18 protein-coding genes are annotated in these 22,552 nt (G+C 48.5%); all 18 read left to right on the top strand.

Annotation, left to right across the window (positions count from 1 at the left end):
* Nucleotides 1-77: 77 nt before the first annotated feature.
* The 18 genes from WIG73_RS02715 to WIG73_RS02800 all read left to right on the top strand — a co-directional run bounded on the left by WIG73_RS02715 (nucleotide 78) and on the right by WIG73_RS02800 (nucleotide 22,443).
* Nucleotides 78-1,493, top strand: a complete 1,416-nt coding sequence (locus WIG73_RS02715; RefSeq protein WP_337399184.1) for an MATE family efflux transporter — start codon at nucleotides 78-80, stop codon at nucleotides 1,491-1,493.
* Between the two features lie 7 nt (nucleotides 1,494-1,500).
* Complete coding sequence (locus tag WIG73_RS02720; RefSeq protein WP_337399185.1) at nucleotides 1,501-2,556, top strand: alpha/beta hydrolase; 1,056 nt, start codon at nucleotides 1,501-1,503, stop codon at nucleotides 2,554-2,556.
* 424 nt (nucleotides 2,557-2,980) lie between these two features.
* Nucleotides 2,981-3,193 (top strand): helix-turn-helix transcriptional regulator, encoded by a 213-nt coding sequence (locus WIG73_RS02725; RefSeq protein ID WP_337399186.1) that lies wholly within the window; start codon nucleotides 2,981-2,983, stop codon nucleotides 3,191-3,193.
* A 2-nt stretch (nucleotides 3,194-3,195) separates the two neighbouring features.
* Nucleotides 3,196-3,522, top strand: a complete 327-nt coding sequence (locus WIG73_RS02730) for a methylated-DNA--[protein]-cysteine S-methyltransferase (protein WP_177679922.1) — start codon at nucleotides 3,196-3,198, stop codon at nucleotides 3,520-3,522.
* A gap of 171 nt (nucleotides 3,523-3,693) precedes the next feature.
* Nucleotides 3,694-4,902, top strand: coding sequence for a dihydroorotase (locus tag WIG73_RS02735; RefSeq protein ID WP_337399187.1), 1,209 nt, complete (start codon nucleotides 3,694-3,696; stop codon nucleotides 4,900-4,902).
* Nucleotide 4,903: 1 nt separating this feature from the next.
* Complete coding sequence (locus WIG73_RS02740) at nucleotides 4,904-5,635, top strand: dihydroorotate dehydrogenase electron transfer subunit (RefSeq protein ID WP_337399188.1); 732 nt, start codon at nucleotides 4,904-4,906, stop codon at nucleotides 5,633-5,635.
* A complete protein-coding gene (locus WIG73_RS02745; protein ID WP_249313226.1) occupies nucleotides 5,629-6,540 on the top strand; it encodes a dihydroorotate dehydrogenase in 912 nt (303 codons plus the stop codon). Before WIG73_RS02740 ends, WIG73_RS02745 begins: the two co-directional genes overlap by 7 nt.
* Nucleotides 6,540-7,241, top strand: coding sequence for an orotidine-5'-phosphate decarboxylase (pyrF, locus tag WIG73_RS02750; RefSeq protein ID WP_337399189.1), 702 nt, complete (start codon nucleotides 6,540-6,542; stop codon nucleotides 7,239-7,241). The genes WIG73_RS02745 and pyrF overlap by 1 nt, the downstream gene beginning before the upstream one ends.
* 16 nt (nucleotides 7,242-7,257) lie before the next feature.
* Nucleotides 7,258-7,896 (top strand): orotate phosphoribosyltransferase, encoded by a 639-nt coding sequence (gene pyrE, locus WIG73_RS02755; RefSeq protein ID WP_337399190.1) that lies wholly within the window; start codon nucleotides 7,258-7,260, stop codon nucleotides 7,894-7,896.
* Nucleotides 7,897-7,977: 81 nt separating this feature from the next.
* Nucleotides 7,978-8,913, top strand: a complete 936-nt coding sequence (pyrB, locus tag WIG73_RS02760; RefSeq protein ID WP_337399191.1) for an aspartate carbamoyltransferase — start codon at nucleotides 7,978-7,980, stop codon at nucleotides 8,911-8,913.
* Nucleotides 8,910-9,326 carry an aspartate carbamoyltransferase regulatory subunit gene (locus tag WIG73_RS02765; protein WP_177680377.1) on the top strand — a complete coding sequence of 139 codons (417 nt, stop codon included), beginning with the start codon at nucleotides 8,910-8,912 and terminating at the stop codon, nucleotides 9,324-9,326. The genes pyrB and WIG73_RS02765 overlap by 4 nt, the downstream gene beginning before the upstream one ends.
* Before the next feature lie 59 nt (nucleotides 9,327-9,385).
* Nucleotides 9,386-10,129, top strand: coding sequence for a peptidylprolyl isomerase (locus tag WIG73_RS02770; protein ID WP_337399192.1), 744 nt, complete (start codon nucleotides 9,386-9,388; stop codon nucleotides 10,127-10,129).
* 66 nt (nucleotides 10,130-10,195) lie between these two features.
* Complete coding sequence (locus WIG73_RS02775; protein WP_337399193.1) at nucleotides 10,196-11,188, top strand: hypothetical protein; 993 nt, start codon at nucleotides 10,196-10,198, stop codon at nucleotides 11,186-11,188.
* 327 nt (nucleotides 11,189-11,515) lie between these two features.
* On the top strand, nucleotides 11,516-11,743 hold the full coding sequence (locus WIG73_RS02780) for an XRE family transcriptional regulator (protein WP_337399194.1): 228 nt from the start codon (nucleotides 11,516-11,518) through the stop codon (nucleotides 11,741-11,743).
* 119 nt (nucleotides 11,744-11,862) lie between these two features.
* Nucleotides 11,863-13,581: an ABC transporter ATP-binding protein gene (locus WIG73_RS02785; RefSeq protein WP_249313234.1), complete on the top strand. Its 1,719-nt coding sequence runs from the start codon at nucleotides 11,863-11,865 to the stop codon at nucleotides 13,579-13,581.
* Nucleotides 13,571-15,355, top strand: a complete 1,785-nt coding sequence (locus tag WIG73_RS02790; RefSeq protein ID WP_249313236.1) for an ABC transporter ATP-binding protein — start codon at nucleotides 13,571-13,573, stop codon at nucleotides 15,353-15,355. The genes WIG73_RS02785 and WIG73_RS02790 overlap by 11 nt, the downstream gene beginning before the upstream one ends.
* A gap of 17 nt (nucleotides 15,356-15,372) precedes the next feature.
* Nucleotides 15,373-16,347 (top strand): carbohydrate kinase, encoded by a 975-nt coding sequence (locus tag WIG73_RS02795; protein ID WP_337399195.1) that lies wholly within the window; start codon nucleotides 15,373-15,375, stop codon nucleotides 16,345-16,347.
* A gap of 402 nt (nucleotides 16,348-16,749) precedes the next feature.
* Nucleotides 16,750-22,443 carry an S-layer homology domain-containing protein gene (locus WIG73_RS02800; protein WP_337399196.1) on the top strand — a complete coding sequence of 1,898 codons (5,694 nt, stop codon included), beginning with the start codon at nucleotides 16,750-16,752 and terminating at the stop codon, nucleotides 22,441-22,443.
* The last annotated feature ends 109 nt before the right edge of the window (nucleotides 22,444-22,552 follow it).

Genomic DNA, 22,552 nt, shown 5'->3' on the forward strand with positions numbered 1-22,552 from the left:
ATATTTTACTTGACTAAAGTGAATTTATGAACTATAATATAGATTATGTCAAATTTTACAGTTTCCGGAGGTTTCCCGTGCTACAAAAAGTGTTAGGCGGCAGAAGATTTTGGGGGTCGGTGTTGTCCCTTGCAATTCCCATTGCCGTGCAGAATTTGCTTACAAGCTCGTTTACGCTGGTAGATACGCTCATGGTTGGCCAACTTGGCGACGTAAGCCTTGCGGCTGTGGGCATGGCGGGCCAGTGGAGCTGGTTTTTAAATATGGTTTTATTCGGAATTTGTTCCGGCGCATCAGTGTTTTTCGCCCAATATTTTGGCGACAAAAACCACGGCGGCATTGTAAAAACGTATGGAATTGCAGTGTCGTCTGCCTTTTTGGTGTCGCTGGCGTTTTTGGTTGTGGGACTTTCTGTTCCCAAAGGCGTTATCAGCATTTTTAACCGGGACGCCGGCGTGTTAGACGCCGGAAGCAGATATTTAAAAATTGCGGTGTTTTCCTATCCGGCCATTGTGCTGAATATGATAGCATGCGCCGTTCTGCGTTCTACAAAACGGGTGAAGCTGCCCATGTATGTGGCGTTTTTCACCACCATTGCCAACGCCTTTTTGGATTATGGCTTAATTTTCGGCGCATTTGGACTGCCGGAAATGGGCATTGAGGGCGCGGCTGTGGCAACGGTGATTTCGTCTTGGTCCGGCCCGGTGATTATTTACATCGTTATGGCCATTCAGAAAGACGACATCTTTTTCGCCCCGGTGAGGGAAATTTTCGGCTTTACCAGGCACATGGTGGCAGACTTTTATAAAAAAGCCCTGCCAGTTATTTTAAACGAATCGCTGTGGGGCCTCGGCACCATTTGCTATAACATTATTTTTGCAAACTTAGGGTATGAATATTCCGCCGCGGTGACCATTCTGCGTACCTTTGAAAACATTGCTTTTGCGTTCTTTGTTGGGTTTAACAACGCGGGCTGTGTTATGGTTGGGCAGGACATTGGCGCGGGCAACATCAAGCGCGCTTTAAAAGACGCAAGGCGGTTTATGATAATTGTTCCCTTAGCGGGTGTGGTAGTGGGCATTTTTGTGCTTTTCTTCCGCGAACAGCTCATTTACATCTTTAACATGGGCGGCAAAATTACAGAAAAAACCCTGTCCGCCGCAATGGGCATTATGCTGGTTTACGCCATTGAGGTGCCCATCAGAAACATTCCTTATGTGATTATTGTGGCTATTTTCCGTTCCGGCGGCGATACGAAAACCGGCATGAAATATGACCTGATTTGCCTTTGGGCAATTTCGCTGCCTGTTACATTCATTGCGGCGTTTGTTATTAAGCTTCCGTTTGTGCTGGTGTTTGCATGCAGCTATGTGTTTGAGGACTATTTAAAATCCGTGCTGTGCCTGAAACACTTTTTCTCGAAAAAATGGATTAAACCCGTAACCGAAACGGGCCGGGCGGCCTTACATGAATATATGGCTGAAGCGGAGTGATTTTAAAATGTTAAAAGAAACATTAAACGGGCTGAATTTGCCAAAGTTTCCTTTTGGCATGCCCATTGAAGAAGCAAAAAACACCATGCTGGGTGTTTTGCTGGAAGAGGAATATGGCGTTTTGCCAAACCGTGAAACATCTTTAAGCTGGGAACCCGTAAGCGAGGAAGAAAATTTTGCCGCAGGCAAGGCTATTTTGCGCACGGTGAACATAACGGCGCAGTTTGAAACCGGCGCGTTTACGTTCCCCGTTCGGGCGGCCGTTCCAAAGGGCAAAAAAAAGGTGCCGTTTTTTGTGCATATCAACTTCCGGCCCGACGTGCCGGACAGATATGAACCAACAGAAGAAATTATCGACAGCGGCTTTGCCGTTTTATCGTTTTGTTATAAGGAAGTAACGTCAGACGACGCAGATTTTTCCAACGGCGTTAGCCCCTTTCTTTTAGGAGCAAACGAGCAGGTTCGCCCGAACGACTGTGGCAAAATTGCCATGTGGGCATGGGCGGCCTCGCGGGTGTTAGACTATGCCGAAACTCTGCCGGAATTAGACCCAAACCGGGCCATGGCGGTGGGACATTCCCGCCTGGGCAAAACGGCGCTTTTGGCCGGCGCACAGGACACGCGCTTCGCCCTTGCCATTTCTAACGATTCCGGCTGCAGCGGCGCGGCAATTACCCGCGGCAAACAGGGCGAGCGAGTGGAAGACATTTGTTCGCGGCTGGGCTATTGGTTTTGCAAAAACTATGAGAAATATCGTGGGAAAGAAGACGACATGCCGTTCGACCAGCACTTTTTACTGGCGGCAATTGCGCCGAGAAAGGTTTATGTTGCCAGCGCGGCTGAAGATTTGTGGGCAGACCCGGATTTTGAATTTCTGTCCTGCGTTATGGCAGGAGATTATTTTGAGCACTACGGCCAAAAGGGCTTTGTTTACAGCGACAGGTTCCCGGCGGCGGGTGAAAAGCTGCACAAAGGGAACGTGGCATATCATAAGCGGGGCGGCACGCACTTTTTAAGCCGTGAGGACTGGCGTTTGTTTATGGAATATGCCAAAACCATTTAGCTTATAAGAGAGGTGAACCCCTCTTTTATATACATACACACATAAAGCAAGCACGAAAAAAGGGGACGCGACGGTAGATTTTTACCGTCGCGTCTTTCTGTCAAGGGGTAATTTTAGCATATAGGGGATTATTTCTATATGAATCGGTGCAAGACGGGATTCAGTGAAACCGTCTTGTCCCTTTTGACAGCTGAGGGGACGGTAGTTATGAGCACCTCCGTCCCTGGGAGAATCAAAAATTGACAATTGAGCCGCAAAATGATATAATGATTCTGTCTAGGAAATACTATATCTGTCTTTGTGGCTTTTTTTGTGCTCTTTTTGATTTCACTCTTATTATAATACTGTTTTTGCAGTATGTCAAGAGAAAATCCTGTAAAAACAGTATTTTGTGAAATCTACACAAAAAAGGAGGGATAATGTTATGCAAAACGAACAAATAGCAAAGAGGATAAAGCGTTTATGTAAGGAAAATAACATTACAGCAAAATTTTTCTTGGAGGAAGTTGGGTTAAACAAGAACTTTATTCAAGAATTGGAGAAAGGTAAATCTCCAACTGTGAAAAATTTAACCAAAATCGCAGACTATTTCGACTGTTCGTTAGATTATTTAGCCGGTAGGTCGGACAAGGAGTAACCATGACGACATTTCAAAAAATATATGAGGTGGCAGGGCAAATTCCAGAAGGATTTGTTGCCACCTATGGCCAGGTGGCGGCAATGGCCGGCAATCCACGCTGGGCCAGAGTGGTGGGCTACGCTCTTCACGTTCTGTCCGACCCTGCCTTTGTTCCGTGGCACCGTGTGGTTGCCAAAGACGGCCGCATTTCCACCGCCAGCGATATAAACGGCGAAAGCTTACAGGAGGCCCTACTGCGGTCTGAGGGCGTAACGTTTACCTTAGACGGAAGGGTAGACCTTCAAAAACATTTGTGGAAACCTGTTGACAGAACCGGGTTTGTGTGATATACTTTTTCTCAAGTAAAATCTTTAAGTGGCACAGAGATGCCAGCAAGGTTTCATATGGTCAGCGGATACAGCAGCGGTGCGTATCTGTGTAAGTTTGCGCGTACAAGCCTTGTCGGTATCGATAAGGCTTTTTTCATTTGGCATATTCAAGAAAGGCAGGAGATTGCTGTGACGTATTTGCTGAAAGGCGCGGTTGACTTAAAAACAGGGGAAAAAAGCCCCGTGGTAACCGGGGAGGACAAAACCAACGTTGAAATTTTAAACTTGGAGGGCTGTGTGGCGGTTCCCGCCTTTGCCGACGTGCATGTGCACTTCCGCGAGCCGGGCTTTTCCTATAAAGAGACCATTGAAACCGGGGCGGCCGCAGCCGCAGCAGGCGGATTTACCGCCGTTTGCCCCATGCCGAACCTTTCCCCCGTGCCGGACAGCGTAAAAAACCTGGCCGCGGAGCAAAGCTGCATTGGGGAAAGCCCCAAAATCCGCATCATTCCTTACGGCGCAATTACCATTGGACGGCAGGGTGAAACCCTTTCCGACATGGAGGGCATGGCAAAAGACGTTGTGGCTTTCACCGACGACGGAAGCGGCGTGCAGAACGACGGGGTGATGCTTGCCGCAATGGAACGGGCAAAGTCTTTGGGAAAAATTATCTGCGCCCACTGTGAGGATAATTCACTTTTAAACGGCGGCTATATCCACGACGGGGAATATGCCAAAGCCCACGGCCATGCGGGCATTTGTTCGGAAAGCGAATATAAACAGATTGAGCGGGATTTAGAGCTGGTGAAAAATACCGGCTGTGCCTACCATGTTTGCCACGTGTCTGCGGCGGAAAGTGTGGACTTAATTCGCAAAGCAAAGCAGGCCGGGCTGAATGTTTCCTGCGAAACCGCACCGCACTATCTGGTGTTGACGGAAAACGACTTACAAGGAGACGGGCGGTTTAAAATGAACCCGCCAATTCGGGCCGAGCGGGACAGGCAGGCGCTAATCGACGGAATTTTAGACGGCACGGTGGACATGATTGCTACCGACCACGCGCCCCACAGCGCCGAGGAAAAGGCAAAGGGCTTAAAAGAAAGCGCCATGGGCGTGGTGGGCTTAGAAACCGCATTTCCCGTGCTTTACACCCATCTGGTGAAGCCGGGGGTGCTGACCCTTGAAAAGCTGATTGAACTGATGAGCACAAACCCGCGCAAACGGTTTGGCCTGCCGGAACACCCCGGCGATGTTGCGGTGTTTGATTTAAGCGACGAATATGAGGTTGACCCGGCGGCGTTTTTCAGCATGGGCAAAAGCACGCCCTTTGCCGGAATGCGGGTGTTTGGCAGGTGCATGGCTACGTTTTGCGGCGGAAACCTCGTTTGGAGGAGATAACATGAAACAGGAAATTTTTGAGGTTGCGGGAAACCGGAATTTAACCGACACGGTGTTTGAAATGCTTTTATACGGCGACACGTCGGCTATCACCGCACCGGGGCAGTTTATTAACATAAAACTGAACAACTTTTTTTTAAGGCGCCCCATTTCGGTGTGCGACTGCGACGAAAACGGCCTTACCATTATCTACAAGGTGGTGGGCGGCGGCACGGCGGCTTTGGCAAACATGGTTCCCGGCGACGAGGCAGACTGCCTGACAGGCCTCGGCAACGGCTACACGCTGGAGGAAAGCGGGGCAAGGCCTCTGCTTGTTGGCGGCGGCGTGGGCGTTCCGCCTCTTTTTGGCTTGTGCAAACAGCTCGTTGCCCAGGGCAAACAGCCTACGGTGATTTTGGGCTTTAACACAAAGGCAGAAATTTTTTATGAAAACGAGTTTCGCGCTCTTGGCGCGAAGATTCTTGTGACAACGGCAGACGGCTCTTACGGCATGAAAGGCTTTGTGACAAACGCTATGGGCGGATTGGATTATACATACTGTTATACCTGCGGGCCGGAGCCTATGCTGAAAGCAGTTTACAGCGCCGCTGAAACCGGCGGCCAGTTCAGCTTTGAAGAGCGCATGGGCTGCGGCTTCGGCGCGTGCATGGGTTGTTCGTGCGAAACAAAATACGGCGCAAAACGCATTTGCAAAGACGGGCCGGTGCTAAGAAAAGAGGAAATCGTATGGTAGACACAAAAGTTGTTTTAAGCGGAACAGAGCTTGCAAACCCCATCATTCCCGCCAGCGGCACCTTTGGGTTTGGATATGAGTTTGCAGAAATTTATGATATTAATATTTTGGGAACGTTCTCCACAAAAGGCACCACAAAAGAACCCCGGTTTGGAAACCCCACGCCGCGGATCGCCGAGTGCGAGGCCGGCATGTTAAACTCTGTGGGACTGCAAAACCCCGGGGTGGACAAGGTGATTTCAGAGGAATTGCCCAAGCTCTCCAAGTGCTTTCACAAAAAGGTGATGGCAAACGTCAGCGGTTTTTCGGTGGAGGACTATGCTTACAGCTGCGAAAAGTTAGACAAAGAGCCTCAAGTGGGCTGGCTTGAGGTGAACGTTTCTTGCCCTAACGTCCATAACGGCGGCATGAGCTTCGGCACCTCGCCGCAGTCTGCCGCAGAAGTGGTGCGGGCAGTGAAGCAGGTGACGAAAAAGCCGGTGTTTATGAAGCTTACTCCCAACGTGACGGACATTGTTTCCATTGCTAAAGCCTGTGAAGATGCAGGGGCAGACGGAATTAGCCTGATAAACACCCTGCTGGGCATGCGGATTGATTTGAAAACCAAAAGACCTGTTTTAGCAAACAAAATGGGCGGTTTTTCCGGCCCGGCGGTGTTTCCTGTGGCGCTGCGCATGGTGTATCAGGTTTACGAGGCGGTGAAAATCCCCATCATCGGCATGGGGGGCGTAATGTCTGCTGAAAATGTGATTGAAATGATGCTTGCGGGAGCTACGGCAGTGCAGGTGGGCGCGGCCAATTTAGTGGAGCCGCTGACCTGCAAACAGATTATTGAAGCTTTGCCGGGCGAAATGGAACGGCTGGGAATTGAAAAATTATCAGATATAATAGGAGGAGCGCACTGATGGGAAAAGATGTAATTGTGGCCTGTGATTTTGCAGGCAGGGAAGAAGTGCTTTCGTTTTTGGACAAGTTCACAGAGGAAAAGCCTTTTGTGAAAATCGGCATGGAGCTGTTTTATGCCGCCGGGCCGGACATTGTGCGCGAGATAAAGCGCCGCGGCCACAAAATATTTTTAGATTTAAAGCTTCACGACATTCCGAACACCGTGAAAAAGGCAATGGCGGTGCTCTCAGGCCTTGACGTGGACATGACAAATCTGCACGCGGCAGGCACCCAGGCAATGATGGAAGCGGCCATAGAGGGGTTAACCCGGCCGGACGGCACGCGACCGATTTTAATTGCGGTGACGCAGCTCACCTCTACCAGTCAGGAGCGCATGGAGCGCGACATTTTAATTGAAAAGCCCATAAACGAGGTTGTAATGCATTATGCCGAAACCGCTAAACGTGCAGGGCTGGATGGGGTTGTGTGCTCGCCGCTGGAGGCAGAAGCGGTGCATGAAGCCTGCGGTAGTCAGTTTTTAACCGTAACCCCCGGGGTGCGGTTTGCCGGCGGCGAAGTGGGCGACCAGGTGCGGGTTATGACGCCGGAGCAGGCAAAAAAAATTGGGTCGGACTATATTGTGGTGGGCAGGCCTATCACCGCAGCGGAGGACCCCGTTGCGGCCTACCGCCGCTGCGTGACAGAATTTGTTGATGAATAGAAAGGGTTGTGAAACAATGGATATGAAAATAAAAATTGCACAGGATTTATTAAAAATTAAAGCGGTATTTTTTAGGCCGGAGGAGCCGTTTACCTGGGCCAGCGGTATTAAAAGCCCGGTTTATTGCGATAACAGGCTTACGCTGACCGCGCCGGAAGTGCGCAATGATGTGGAAAACGGCTTGGTGGAACTGATTAAAACGAACTTTCCTGAGGCGGAGGTGCTCATGGGCACGTCTACCGCGGGAATTGCCCACGCCGCCATCTGCGGCCATTTGATGGGCCTGCCCATGGGCTATGTGCGCTCGGGCAGCAAAGACCACGGCAGACAAAACCGCATTGAGGGCAAACTGAGCTCCGGCGACAAGGTGGTTGTGGTGGAGGACTTAATTTCCACCGGCGGCAGCGTGATTGACGTGGTGGAAGCCCTGCGCGACGCCGGGGCCGAGGTGCTGGGCGTTGTGAGCATTTTTACCTATGGCATGCAAAAGGGGTTAGACCGCCTGCGCGACGCAAAGGTAGAAAACCACAGCTTAACGGATTTCGACACGGTTGCACAGGTTGCGGCTGAAACGGGCTATGTAAAGCCGGAAGACGTGGCGCGGCTGATTGCGTTCCGCAACAACCCGTCTGATGAGTCGTGGATTGGGAAATAAGGTTCGTTCCAACGGCGCCGCCGGCTTAAATGGTGCCGGGGGCGGCAAACGCCCCGCGGGGGAAGAAAGGCAGGTTTTTTTATGAACCATTTGATAGACATTTTAGAGCTTTCCGAGCAGGAGATTGACCGGCTGATTGAAACAGCAGAGGACATTATCGCCCGGCCGGAGCAATATAGCGAAGCATGCCGGGGCAAAAAGCTTGCCACGCTGTTTTTTGAGCCGTCTACCCGCACGCGGCTGAGCTTTGAAGCGGCCATGTATGAGCTGGGTGGAAATGTTTTGGGTTTTTCCGAGGCGCAAAGCTCCTCGGCCTCAAAAGGCGAGAGCGTAGCCGACACCGTGCGGGTGGTGGGGTGCTATGCCGACATTATCGCCATGCGCCACCCCAAAGAGGGGGCGCCGGTGGTGGCGTGCCAGTCTTCCACCGTGCCGGTGATTAATGCCGGGGACGGGGGGCACAACCATCCCACCCAGACGCTGACAGATTTGCTCACCATTCACCGGGAAAAGGGCAGGCTGAACAACTTAACCATTGGCCTTTGCGGCGACTTGAAGTTCGGCCGCACCGTTCATTCGCTGCTTTTGGCCATGTCGCGGTATGAAAACATTAATTTTGTGCTTATATCGCCGGAAGAGCTGAAAATTCCCGACTATTTAAAAGAAGACTTTTTAATGAAAAACCATGTGCCGTTCACCGAAACCACCTCGTTGGACGAGGCCATGCCGAAGCTGGACATTTTGTATATGACCCGGGTTCAGCGGGAACGGTTTTTTAACGAGCAGGACTACATTCGCCTGCGGGACAGCTACATTTTAACCGCGGACAAGCTTAAGACGGCAAAAGACGACATGTGTATTCTGCACCCTCTGCCCAGAGTGAACGAAATTTCGAAAGACGTAGACAGCGACAGCCGCGCCTGTTATTTTAAACAGGCGCTGAACGGAAAATTTATCCGCATGGCGCTGATTTTAAAGCTTTTGGGGCTGGAACGTGAAGGGGGCAAGGCGTTATGATTATTGGACAGATTAAAAACGGCATAGTGCTTGATCACATCACCGCGGGCATGGGCATGGAGCTTTATAACAAGCTGGGTTTAGGCAGCCTGGCCTGCCAGGTGGCGCTGATTAAGAACGCGGAAAGCAAAAAAATGGGCCGCAAGGACATTATTAAAATTGACGAGGCAATTGACATTGATTTAGACGCGTTAGGTTATATTGATGAGAGCATTACCGTAAATATAATAAAGGACGGAAAGCTTTTTAAGCGGAAGCACCTGGAGGTGCCGGAGCGGGTTGTGAACATTTTAAAATGTAAAAATCCCCGGTGCATCACCACCACCGAGCAGGAGCTGCCTCACATTTTTAAGCTTACCAACCGGGAGAAAAAGGTTTATCGCTGCATCTACTGCGAAAGCAAGGGAAACTGATTGCAATTTGGTTTGATTTGTGATATACTGGAAAAAAATAAATGTTTAGGAGACGAAACATGAACAACAATATTGTGGCAAACGTTGGCGGGAACGCCGTTTACGCACAGGAAATTGACGAAATGGTGGCAGCTTACGCCCAGCGCGGCCAGAACTACGACACGCCCCAGGGCAGGGCGGCGCTTTTGGAGCAGGTGATTAACAAAAAGCTTTTGCTGCTTGATGCAAAGAAAAATTTGCTGGAGCACAATCCGCAGTTTAAAGCGGAGCTTGATAAAATTAAAGATGAAATGCTGGCAAACTTTAACGTGCAGAAGGTGATTGAAAACATTACCGTGACAGACGACGAGGCGCAAACGTTTTTTAACGAGAATAAAGACCAGTTTCAAAAGGGCGAAGCCGTGAGCGCAAGCCACATTTTGGTGGACAGCGAGGACAAAGCAAACGAAATTAAAGAAAAGATTGAAAGCGGCGAAATCGGTTTTGAAGACGCGGCAAGACAGCACAGCACATGCCCGTCGTCGCAAAACGGCGGCGCGTTGGGCGAGTTTACCCGGGGACAGATGGTTCCCGAGTTCGACCAGGCGGTTTTCTCTATGGACGTGGGCGAACTTCGCGGCCCGGTGAAAACTCAGTTTGGCTATCATTTAATTAAGCTGACAGGCAAAACCGGCCCGGAAGAACTAAAGTTTTCCGACGTAAAAGACCAGGTGAAAAACATGGCGCTGACCGAAAAACGGCAAAAGGCGTTAAACAGCAAAATTAACCAATTGAAAATTTTATATCCGGTTGACAAAATGTAATTAAAAATCCGCCGGCACGGCCCGTGGGCAGGCGGAATAAAAAAATAATACGGGAAGAAAGGTTATGTGGCGTTTATGATTACACAGGCTTATAAGGCGGCGCTTTCGGTTTTGGCAAAAAAACCGTTTGTGCTGTGGGGACTTTCACTCATGTCGGGGCTGCTGTGCATTTTGGCGGTTATTTTCTGCCTGCCGCTGCCCATTGTGTTCATTCCGGTGAGCTTAACGCTTTCCGCTGGCATGTCGATTATTTATTTAGACGGGCTGCGGGGTAAACAGGTCAATTCCGACCAGCTGTTTTTAGGGTTTAAAAATTTCTGGCACGTTGCCGGCGGCATGGCATGGATGATGCTTTGGGTGCTGATTTGGTCACTCATTCCCTTTGCAGGCATTATAATCGGCATTGTTAAGGCATATTCTTACCGCTTTACGCCCTACATACTGATGACGCGGCCCGAAATTTCTGCAACCGAGGCGCTGCGCGTTTCCATGCGCGAGACCCAGGGCAAAAGGGGCGCAATGTTTGGCGCAGATATTATCATTGCGTTGGGATTCCTTGTTGTGGTTATGATTTTGGCGCTGCTTGCACAAATTCCCATTCTGGGCGTTTTGTTTGCCTTGCTTTTGGCGATTGTGTATATTGTGTTTATCGCGTTCGGCCCGCTGTTTTTAGGGCTGGTGGAAGCTTATTTTTATGAAACCAGAAACCACAGGCCGGTGTATTATCAATATCCGCCCTATGGCCAGACGCCCGGCGGCGCGCCCAATGGCGGACCATATTATCAGCAATATCCGCCGCAGTCTGCGCCCAACGGTGCGCCAAACGGCGCACAGCCCCGCCCGCCGGTAGCACCGACGCCTGAGCCGAAACCGGCAGCGCCGGAGCCAAAACCGGCAGCACCGGAGCCAAAACCGGCTGCACCGGAGCCAAAACCGGCTGCACCGGAGCCAAAACCGGCGGAAGCCGCAGCAAAACCGGCTGCACCGGAACCGAAGCCGGCAGCGCCGGAGACAAAAGCTGAGGAGCCGAAGCCTCAAGAACCAACTGAGACGAAATAGCACAGAAAAAAACGCGGCGGATTTTCCGCCGCGTTTAAAAATTACTGCTGATTGCAATCACACTTACCACAGGAGATATACAAGAAAGGAGCAGTAATTTATTTTAGGGGGAGAGAAACGGCGTGGGACCGCTGTTTCTCCGTGAAATCAGTTGACAGAAAGCGCAATTGCTGTTATAATGATATTGTCACATATTACTATTCCAGGGCAATCTCTGTCTTTTTTTGATTTCATTTACATTATAAATCAGTTATAGCTGAAAGTCAAGAGAAAAATCAGTTATAACTGAAATTTTGGCCAAGTTGTATAAAAAGGGAGCGTGGAATTATGCAGAATAAACAAATTGCAGAACGAATTAAGCTTCGATGCAGAGCGCGCTCGGTGGCAATTAAAACGGTGCTAAGCGAATGTGAAATTAATCACAGCTTTTTATACGATATGGAACACAAAGATCGTTCTCCATCCTGCGACAAAATCGTAAAGTTAGCAGATTATCTCGACTGTTCAACGGATTATCTTTTGGGCAGAACGGATAACCCGAAGATAAACAAATAAAATTTTTAAGGCCGCATGAAAGCGGCCTTTTTTGTGTCTTTTTGTCCTTTAGCGGTTTGACAAGTTTAGCCAAAAGTGGTAAAATTAAAAAATATATGTGATAAAAGGGGTGGGAAAATTTGAGAAAGCTTTTTGAATATATTGCGCCGCTGAAATTCTATATGCTGGGCGGCCTGTTTTTAAAATTTTTTGCCGCCATGATGAACCTTTTGGTGCCGTCGGTGCTGGCAAAAATAATTGACGACGTGGTGCCCGCAGGCAACGTCAGCATGATTTTTGTCTGGGGCGGCGTTATGGTTTTGTGCTCGGCGGCAGATCTTGTTTCCAACGTGATTGCCAACCGAATGGCCACAAAAAGCGCGGGTAAAATTACCCGAAAGCTGAGGCGGGACGTTTATGAAAAAATCTCTTACCTCTCGGCAAAGCAAACCGACACGTTCACCATTCCTAAGCTCATTTCCGTGCTCACCTCCGATACATACAACGTGAATCAAATGCTGGCGAGAATGCAGAGAATTGGCATTCGCGGCCCGGTTCTGCTCATCGGCGGCCTGTTTGTCACCTTCAGTTTAGACCGGGCTTTAACCCTGGTGCTGGCGGCCCTGCTTCCGCCCATTGCCGTAATTGTATATTTCATTACGAAATACAGCATGCCGATTTACGCCGCCATTATGCGGTCGGCCGACTCGCTGGTGCGGGTTGTGCGGGAAAACTTTGCCGGTATTCGCGTAATTAAGGCGCTCTCGAAAACCGACTATGAAAAAGAACACTTCCGCACCATTAACACGGAGCTGTTTGAAAAAGAAAAAAAGAGCGTAAATTTAATGTCCATCACAAGCCCCGCCACCACGCTGATTTTAAACGTGGGGCTGTGCCTGGTAATTTTGGTGGGAGCATATCGCGTAAACGGCGGCCTTTCCCAGCCGGGCAAAATCATTGCGTTTATGACCTATTTTACCATTATTTTAAACGCAATGATTGGCATAACCAATATTTTTATTATGTATTCTAAGGGCGCGGCGTCTATGGAGCGTATTGCCGAGGTGCTGGCGGCAGAGGGCGATTTAAAGGTTTTAGACCTTCCGAAAACAGACACAGCGTTTCACGTGGTGTTCGACCGCGTTTGCTTTTCCTATAACAAGGTGAAAAACAATGTAGAAGATATAAGCTTTGCACTGAAGCGCGGCGAAACCTTAGGCATTATCGGCGCAACGGGCAGCGGAAAATCTACGCTGATTAACCTTTTAATCCGGTTTTACGACTGCGACTCCGGCGGCATTTTTATTGATGGGCGCGATGTGCGCAGCATTCCGAAAAAAGAGCTTTACAGCAAGTTTGGCATTGTGTTCCAAAACGATTTTATCATGTCCGACACCATTGCGGAAAACGTGCGGTTTGGACGCAGCATAGAAGATGAACAGGTGGTTCAGGGATTAGAAAACGCCCAGGCAATGGATTTTGTGTCCCATCTTGCGGAACGGCAGCAGCACGAGCTTACCGCCGGGGGCAGCAACATCAGCGGCGGACAGAAACAGCGGGTGTTAATCGCCCGCGCTTTAGCCACACGGCCCGAAATTCTGATTTTAGACGACTCGTCCAGCGCGCTGGACTATAAAACCGACTCCCAGCTTCGCAAAACGCTGAGCCGCCTGCTTCCGGACACCACAAAAATTATTGTGGCACAGCGCATCAGCTCGGTGAAAAACTCCGACCATATTTTAGTTTTAGAGGGCGGCCGCATGTTAGGCTATGGCACACATGAGGAGCTTTTGGCAACCTGCGGGGAATATAAAAGCATTTTCGATTTGCAGATGGGAGGGTTAAGCAATGAAAAATAAACCTTCTTACCGCACGGCCACAGGCAAAACCAAAAAGAAATATTTGCTGCTGCGGCTGTGGAAATATATGAGCCGTTACCGGCTGCTTATTGTTTGCGCTGCAGTGCTGATGCTTGTGAGCAACATTTTTGCCCTGCTGGGGCCAAAGCTTTCCGGCGACGCTATCGACGCCATTGGCACAAAGCCCGGCGGCGTTGATTTTCCCACTGTGTTCTATTATGTGAAATTTATGTTGTTGTTTTATGTGTTGTCGGCGGTGTCGTCTTACGCGCTGTCGCTGATAATTCAAAAAATTGGGCGCAGAATGTCTTATGAAATGAGAAAAGACGTGTTCGACAAATTGGTTTCCCTGCCGGTTGGCTTTTTCGACCAGCATCAGGCCGGCGACATTATCAGTATTATTTCCTATGACGTGGACACGGCAAACTCTTCTTTGTCCAACGACTTTTTGCAGGTGTGCCAGAGCGCGGTAATCATCATCGGCTCGTTTATTATGATGCTCACCATTGCGCCGGTTTTGGTTTTGGTGTTTGCTGTTACCATTCCTGTGTCGGTGGTATGGACGCGGTATATCACAGGGAGAGTGCACCCGCTGTTTCGCAAACGCTCAAAAAAGCTGGGTGAATTAAACGGCTTTGTGGAGGAGATGATCGGCGGTCAGAAAACCACAAAGGCATACCGGCGGGAAGAGGCGTTTTTAAAGCGGTTTGACGTGAAAAACGACGAGGCGGTGGACGCTTATACCACTTCGGAATATTACGGCACCATCACCGGCCCGTCGGTAAACTTCATTAACAATGCGTCGCTGGCCTTGGTCAGCGTGTTCGGCGCCTTTCTTTACTTTTTGGGTTCCATCGGCATTGGGGACATTTCGTCCTTTGTGCTCTATTCCAGGCGGTTTTCCGGGCCGATTAACGAAATAGCCAACATTTTGGGCGATTTGCAGTCTGCCTTTGCCGCAGCGGAGCGGATTTTCAGACTGCTGGACGAATTGCCCGAAAAAGAAGATGACAAGGCTGCGGCGGTGCTGAAAGACGTTTACGGCGACGTTTTGATTGATAACGTAAGCTTTGGCTATACGCCGGAAAAGATGATTATAAAAAACTTAAACCTTCACGCCGAAAAGGGGAACTTAATTGCCATTGTCGGCCCCACCGGGGCGGGGAAGACCACCATCATCAACCTGCTTATGCGGTTTTATGATGTGCAGCAGGGAGACATTTTGGTGGACGGGCAGAGCATTTATTCGCTGACCCGGGAAAGCCTGAGAAAAGCATATACAATGGTTTTGCAGGACACCTGGCTGTTTGGCGGCACAGTGTTTGAAAACATTGCTTACGGCAAAGAGAACGTCACCCGGGAAGAAGTGGTTCAGGCCGCAAAGGCGGCAAAAATTCACGACTTTATCGAGGCGCTGCCAAACGGTTATGATACTATGCTCACCGACAACGGCATTAACATTTCAAAGGGGCAAAAACAGCTTTTAACCATTGCCCGGGCCATGCTGTTAGACTCTAAAATGCTGATTTTAGATGAGGCCACCTCCAACGTAGACACCCAGACGGAGCGGGCAATTCAAGACGCAATGCGAAAGTTAATGGCAGACAAAACCTGTTTCGTTATTGCCCATAGGCTGTCTACCATTCAGCACGCAGACCTGATTTTGGTGGTGAAGGACGGCAACGTGGTGGAACAGGGCGTGCACGACGAACTGCTTGCAAAACGGGGCGCTTACTTTTCGCTTTACAATTCGCAGTTTGACACATATGATTAAAAAAAGGGAGGAAAACTATGATGAAAACCATTCTTTGCATTGGCGAAGCATTAATCGACTTTATTCCGGCCCAAAAAGGGTGTGCGTTAAAGGATAACGCAGTGTTCGAGCGGGCCTGCGGCGGTGCGCCGGCAAACGTGGCGGCGGCAGCGGCGCTTTTGGGCGCGCCTGCAAAAATGATTACCCAGCTGGGAAACGATGCGTTCGGGGACTACATTACCGAGGTGCTGAAAGGCGCCGGGGTAGACACGTCCTGCATTTTGCGCACAGATAAGGCCAACACCGCTCTTGCCTTTGTTGCGCTTAAGGAAGACGGCAACCGGGATTTTATGTTCTACCGAAATCCCAGCGCCGACATGCTGCTGGAAAGCTCCCAAATAAAAGACGAGTGGTTTTCCGACTGCGGCATTTTGCACTTTTGCTCGGTGGATTTAATTGATGCGCCGGTGAAAGATGCACACCGCCGGGCCATTGCTCTGGCTAAGGCGAACGGAGCTAACATCAGCTTCGACCCCAACATTCGTCTGCCGCTGTGGGACGATGAACAGGAGTGTAAAAAAACGGTGCAGGAGTTTATTGATTTTGCAGACATTTTAAAAATTTCTGACGAGGAATTAGAATTTATCACAGGGGAAACAGACATGGAAAAAGCCGCACCCGGTTTGTTTGCCCGGGGCGTGAAGATGATTATGTTCACCCGGGGCAAGCAGGGGGCGAGCATCATTACGCCTGACTTTACCGTTTTTGCAGACAGCGTAAGCGTCACCGTGCAGGACACCACCGGCGCGGGGGACTCAATTATCGGTGCGTTTCTTTTCTGTCTGACGGAAAAAGGCGTAACAGACCTTTCTGCCGTTTCAAAAGAGGACATGGAGGCCATGCTTCGCTTTGCTAATTTCTATTCGTCTTACAGCGTGACGAAAAAAGGCGCCATTACGTCTTACGCCGGCTATGACGAAATTATAAAGTTTATAAAAAAGCAAATTAATTAAAAATATATATTTTGGGATTGCGTAAAGACGCTGCAGAAAAATAAATGTTTTTCCGCAGCGTCTTATTCGTGAATTGAAACGTTTATAGAGAGAGCAAAAAAACAAGAGCGTACACCAAAGCATAAATAGCGTGAGGACGATTGGGATATGGAATTGTAACAGTTTTTAGATATAAAAAGACAAAAAATAATATCCCGTAAAAATCATCGGAAATATTGACAGTAAGCGGCTTTTAGTGGTATAATATAACAATGTAATTTGAACCAAATAAAAATGAAAATATATTTCTCGGTAACAGACGTGTTTTTTTACGGGCGGGACATGCCTGTTTTGTATTTGAGCGGGCATATCTGCTTTATGAATTTCTTTAGAAACGTAATATAAACGAAAGGATGACGAAAAATGAAAAGATCAAAAAACAGGTTGTTGTCAGCAATACTTGTAATGTGTATGATGATAAGTATGCTGTCCGGCGTGAGTCTGACTGCGTTTGCGGAAGGTCCGATCAACATATCTTCGGTTGATGATTTAGAGGCGCTTCGCGATGCGGTCAACAACGGAGAAACCTATGCGGGAAAGACGGTTACATTGACCGAAAACCTTGATTTGGGAACGATACCAAATTGGACGCCGATAGGAACAAGCAGCAACCCGTTTGAAGGAATATTTGACGGTGACAGCCATATTATCTACAATCTGACAATTGACACAGACGTCCGTTACTGCGGACTGTTTGGGTATGTTTCAGGCGGGGCTATTAAAAATCTTGGTCTTGAAAATGTGAAAGTCACTTCAACGGCTAACGATGTTGCCGGTCTGACCGGGTTTGCGGGATACGGCTCAACGATTGAGCGCTGTTATGCAACCGGTGTTGTTACGGGTTATGCGGCGGTAAGCGGCATTGCAGGGTCAACATACGGCAATGTGTCAACGGTGAGGAATACATATGCACGCGTACAGATTAACCGTACATCGACCAGAGGAGACAGCGCAGGCATTTCCGGATGGAATGAGTCGGGAAGCGTTAAAATTGAAAACTGCTATTCTGCTTGCACCGGCGAGGTTCGTCCGATTGCCGGCTGGAGCGACGGTGCTGCAGTTCCGAACGGGCAAATTATAAATACATATTTTGATCAAACACTTTCTCCCGATTTCAGTGCTTCGAGCGGCAGAGTTGATTTGGGAAGAACATCGGAACAGCTAAAAACAAAAACAACATACGAGGGCTGGGATTTTGAGTCTGTTTGGACAATAGACGAATCAATAAACGGCGGCTATCCGTATTTGCAGGGATTTACGCCCGGTCTCGGCGGCGCACCCGGTTCAATTTCTGTTGCTGTAAAGGATGCAGACGATAATCCAGTGACAGATGCTGATGTATATATCACAAACGGAACGGACAACATTCCCCTGAATCATCAGGGAGACGGAATTTACAGCGGCACGGTTGAAACAAATGGCGAAACCTATGAACTCTATGTGAACGATAAAGAGATGGGTTCATTTACACAGAACGGATCGGGTGCTTTGACCATCCCTTCTATTACGATTGAAGCTGCGGCAACGCAGCCAACGAAAGTAGGACCGTTTATCGTGAGCGGCGGAGTTGAGGGACAAGATTATAAGTATACGGAAGTTTTTGACGACGAACACAACGTGTATGATAATGTACTTACGGTTTTAACGAATATACCGTTGAGCATTACGGCGAGTAGCACTGTAACTACTGCGCGGATTGCTGTTGCGGACGGAGTAAATGCGAACATTACTTTGGATAATCTGAAAATTGATTTGAAGAATCATAACGGCAGCGCGCTGGCTGTTCCAAACGGTGCAAGTCTGAAGCTGACAGTAGCGGGAGATAATCTGCTTAGAAGCTATGCGGCAGGCCCGGGCATTTTGGTGGATAACGGCGCAGATCTGGAAATCAACGGAACGGATACCGATATCCTTGAAGTTTATGGATCACAGTTGTACTCCTATACGGATCAGGGTGGCACCAGCGGTGGTTATGCAACCGGATTTGCCGGCATAGGCGGACCGAACTCCGGCAGTGCATATAACTATACAGGAAAAATTACGATCAATGGCGGTACAATCACGGCGCATGGTTTTGGATACGGCGCCGGTATCGGCGGCGGAGATTATGGCTCGGGCGGCATCATCACAATCAATGGCGGCATTATTACCGCAACAACGGGCGAAGGACTGCCAAACGGATGGATAGACAGTTCTACCGCAAATGCCAGTGGTATCGGAGCTTCCCAGGGACAACCGGGCGGCACAATTTTGATTACCGGCGGTACGGTGAAGGCTTCAGGCGGATATGGCTGTGCCGGTATTGGCGGAGGTACTGCCGATGTGACGATCACAGGCGGTGATGTAACAGCTTACGGAGGCCCGAAAGCGGCAGGTATTGGCGGATATGACCAGAATAAGGGAAATATAAAAATTACCATAGGGGCCAATGCTACTGTTACTGCATACGGCGGTTCCGGTGGCTGTGGGCTTGGTCAGGGATCAAATAAAACAGCGCCTACGACATTGAATGTTGAGAAGGGCGCAAAGGTAATTGCGTTTTCAAAAGAAAATAGCAATCGCCCGGCTGTAACAGCAGTTGCCAACAGTGCAGAGAATTCGGCAAATATGGTGAATGCTTATATCACAAATATGACATTGCCGTTTGATGTGCCGATTACGGCTGTGCTCGGTGATGAAACTGTTAATCTGACTGTTCCGGCCGGCACGGGAGGCGTAGCATTTACCACAGAAGCGGCAGGAGAATTTATTGCAAAAACATCTGCTGCTGTCGGCAACGTTATTTATCGGTTTATCCCGGAGGATAAAAGTAAAGTTACAATCACATCCTCCGCAATGTTTGGGATGGAAAATGTTGTGGCGGTATCTGCGGAGAGCCTGAATGTTGCAGAACTTACCATTGGCGAGAGCAAAACATCGTACGAAACTTTTGCTGAAGCTTGGAAAACCGGTGTAGACTCGGCACAGCCGTTTACTCTGAAACTGCTTGCGGATGTAAAATCCTCGGATTACAAGGGCAAAATTACAGATTTCTATGGTACGATTTCAGTAAAAAATATATCAGCAACGCTTGATTTAAATGGTTTTACTCTTTTGCAGGATACGGAAAATAAATACAGCATTTTTTCACTTTCGGATGCTTCGGATTTTACGATTGAAGATACAAGCAATGAAAAAACGGGAAAAATCACAAGTAATTTTACATATGGAGACAGGGATGTCGGCGGTCAGGAGCCGGGGAACGGTTTGGTTAATATACTGTATGAAGACAGTAAGCTGACTTTAAACGGTGGTACTGTTTCCGGTATCCAAACCGCTGAAGGCAAAATATACTGTGCTGTAAATGTTAACAAGGGTACCTTTGTTATGAACGGCGGAAAAATTGCAAATAATGCCTGCACCGGCGTTGTGGTTAGGAACGGCGGTAAGTTTACCATGAACGGCGGAGAGATAAGCAAAAATACAAGCAACGGCATGGGCGGCGGTGTTCTATCCCGCTGGGGCGTTGTAGAAATTAACGACGGTGCGAAAATTACAGGCAACAAGGCTCTTTACCCTTATTGGGGCAGAGAAGGCAACGGCGCGGGCGGCGGCATTGCTGAAATTACAAGCGGCACTACCGGCGACGGACTGAGTGAGGCAGCCTCCGGGGTTATTTTAAGCGGCAGCATTGACATCAGCGGAAACTTTGGTGCGGATAATCAGGCTGACGATATTGCGGTTATCGGTTTGGAAACATACCAAGACGCTGCGGCTTATAAAAGCTACGCTGTTACCGTTCAGGAAGATTTTTCCGCGGTAAATAAAATAGCTATAAGAAAACTAAACACCGGCAGTGCCATTGTGGTTCACGCAGGCAATAAAAGCCAGACTGAAAACTTTTATCCGGGACATCCGGATTATACCTTTGGTATGTTTGAAAACAATTCACTGTATCTGACAAAGAGTATAAAAACCAGCCAGGTGACAGCAAAGGTTCAAATTGAGGGTGCGGAACGGCAGCTGTCATATACCGAAAGTGATTATACGCAGATTCCGTACAATACAGTCCGTGAAGTTATTCCGGTAACGGCTTTTGATTCGCCGGACTTCACCTTTTTATATCAGAATGAAAGCGGTAATGTAATCGGCGCTTTTCCGACGGATATTGGCAAATATAATGTTGAAATCTCGTATATATATTACAATTTAAAAAACGGCTCGGTTTATGAAAATAGCAGGACTTTCTACTTTGAAATTGTAAAAGCCGACCCGACGTATATAGTTCCGACAGGCTTGACGGCGACCTATGGCGATGTGCTTGCGAGTGTTATGTTGCCGGATGACTGGACATGGAAAGACAGTACTCAGAGCGTTGGAAATGCGGGGAACAATACATTTAAGGCGAAATTTACGCCGGATGATACGGAGCACTACAATATCATAACAGATATTGACGTTTCAGTAGCAGTAAGCAAGGCAAATCCGGTTTATACCGTTCCGACAGGCTTAACGGCAACCTACGGCGATACGCTTACCAATGTTACATTGCCAATCGGCTGGACGTGGGCAGATAATACACAGAATGTCGGCAGCGTCGGCAATCATACTTTTAAGGCGGCATTTACGCCTGCTGACACGAACAACTATAACCTTGTAACGGACGTTGACATATCTGTTGCAGTAAACAAACGCCCGGTTAATATCATTTGGAGCAGCACAGAAAATTTTGTGTATGATGGTACGGAAAAGACAATCTCGGCTGAAATTGAAAACCTTGTTTCCGGCGATACGGCAAATCTAACGCTTGACGGAATTGTGAAAGCAACCGAAAAAGGCAGTTATACAGCTACGGTTACAGCGGTTGATAACAGTAATTACACGCTTGAAGGCGGCACAAATCTGGAAAAGAATTGGTCGATTTCCGAAACCGAAAATAAGTGGACACAGGAATTAACAATCACCGGCTGGGCTTACGGTGAAGCAGCAAATGCACCACAGGCAACGTCGAAATTTGGTACGGTGGTTTTCAGCTATTCTGAAAGTGAAAACGGTGAATATACGGAAAATATTCCTCAAAATGCCGGAACCTATTGGGTAATGGCGGCCGTACCCGGTACGATAAGCTACGCTGAACTTTCTGCAAAGAAAGAATTTGTGATTGCAAAAGCAAATCCTGTCATAGAAGAAGCACCGGAAGCAACACGGGTGCGCAGAGATTATGAGTTGTCTAATTCAACTCTCAGCGGCGGTATTGTAAAGGGCGTGAACGATACTGTTCTTGAGGGGTTATTTGCTTGGAAAGACGGAACAGAAGTAATGAATGAAACAGGCGAATTTACAAAAACGGTTGTATTTACGCCAGTTGATGGAAACTATGTGCCGGTTGAAATAGAGATAACCGTAACAGTTTACCGCCCGTCAGGCGGAGGAACTACCACGACACGCTATACCGTAACATTTGACACGCAGGGTGCCAGCAAAATTTCATCGTCAACCGTAACAAGAAATACTGTTGTGAAAGAGCCGGCAGAACCTACGAAAAATGGATATGTTTTCAGCGGGTGGTTTACCGATAAGGAATGCACAGAGGAATATGATTTTACAGCAAAGGTAACAAAAAATATTACTTTGTATGCAAAATGGACCGAGGACAAAAAAGAACCGTCGGAGCCAACAGACCCAACTAAGCCTACCGACCCGACAGAGCCGGAGAAATGGAAAAATCCTTTTACCGATGTGAAAGAGGATGATTGGTTCTATCATGCGGTACAGTATGCGAGCGAAAATGGTCTGTTCAGCGGCGTAACGGAAACTGCATTTGCCCCCGATGAAGCCATTACCCGCGGTATGCTGGTAACGGTGTTGTGGCGCATGGAGAATAAGCCTGTTGTCAATTATCTAATGACTTTTGCGGATATAGATGGCAGTGCCTATTATGCGGAGGCGGTACGCTGGGCGGCAAGCAATGGTATTGTCAAAGGCTATTCTGATACGGAATTTGCACCGGACAAATTGGTTTCCAGAGAAGAAATTGCGGCAATTATGCAAAGATTTTTAGAAAAAACAATCAAATAATACAACAGCCCCTAAACGAGATTAAACCGGAAGTGGGGCCCCCCCCGGGGGAGGGGGGGGGGGGGGGGGGTTGGATGGGTAATTTTTTTGGATAATTTTTTATTTGGTG

Source organism: Congzhengia sp. (genome assembly GCF_037235575.1).
In the GTDB taxonomy this organism is placed as follows: Bacteria; Bacillota; Clostridia; order UBA1381; family UBA9506; genus Congzhengia; species Congzhengia minquanensis.

Bases quoted from the DNA above. Each gene is read 5' to 3' on its own strand.
- WIG73_RS02800 (WP_337399196.1), top strand. From the start codon at position 16,750: ATGAAAAGATCAAAAAACAGGTTGTTGTCAGCAATACTTGTAATGTGT.
- WIG73_RS02720 (WP_337399185.1), top strand. From the start codon at position 1,501: ATGTTAAAAGAAACATTAAACGGGCTGAATTTGCCAAAGTTTCCTTTT.
- pyrB (WP_337399191.1), top strand. From the start codon at position 7,978: ATGAACCATTTGATAGACATTTTAGAGCTTTCCGAGCAGGAGATTGAC.
- WIG73_RS02730 (WP_177679922.1), top strand. From the start codon at position 3,196: ATGACGACATTTCAAAAAATATATGAGGTGGCAGGGCAAATTCCAGAA.
- WIG73_RS02795 (WP_337399195.1), top strand. From the start codon at position 15,373: ATGATGAAAACCATTCTTTGCATTGGCGAAGCATTAATCGACTTTATT.
- pyrE (WP_337399190.1), top strand. From the start codon at position 7,258: ATGGATATGAAAATAAAAATTGCACAGGATTTATTAAAAATTAAAGCG.
- WIG73_RS02745 (WP_249313226.1), top strand. From the start codon at position 5,629: ATGGTAGACACAAAAGTTGTTTTAAGCGGAACAGAGCTTGCAAACCCC.
- WIG73_RS02790 (WP_249313236.1), top strand. From the start codon at position 13,571: ATGAAAAATAAACCTTCTTACCGCACGGCCACAGGCAAAACCAAAAAG.
- WIG73_RS02770 (WP_337399192.1), top strand. From the start codon at position 9,386: ATGAACAACAATATTGTGGCAAACGTTGGCGGGAACGCCGTTTACGCA.
- WIG73_RS02780 (WP_337399194.1), top strand. From the start codon at position 11,516: ATGCAGAATAAACAAATTGCAGAACGAATTAAGCTTCGATGCAGAGCG.
- WIG73_RS02765 (WP_177680377.1), top strand. From the start codon at position 8,910: ATGATTATTGGACAGATTAAAAACGGCATAGTGCTTGATCACATCACC.
- WIG73_RS02725 (WP_337399186.1), top strand. From the start codon at position 2,981: ATGCAAAACGAACAAATAGCAAAGAGGATAAAGCGTTTATGTAAGGAA.
- pyrF (WP_337399189.1), top strand. From the start codon at position 6,540: ATGGGAAAAGATGTAATTGTGGCCTGTGATTTTGCAGGCAGGGAAGAA.
- WIG73_RS02740 (WP_337399188.1), top strand. From the start codon at position 4,904: ATGAAACAGGAAATTTTTGAGGTTGCGGGAAACCGGAATTTAACCGAC.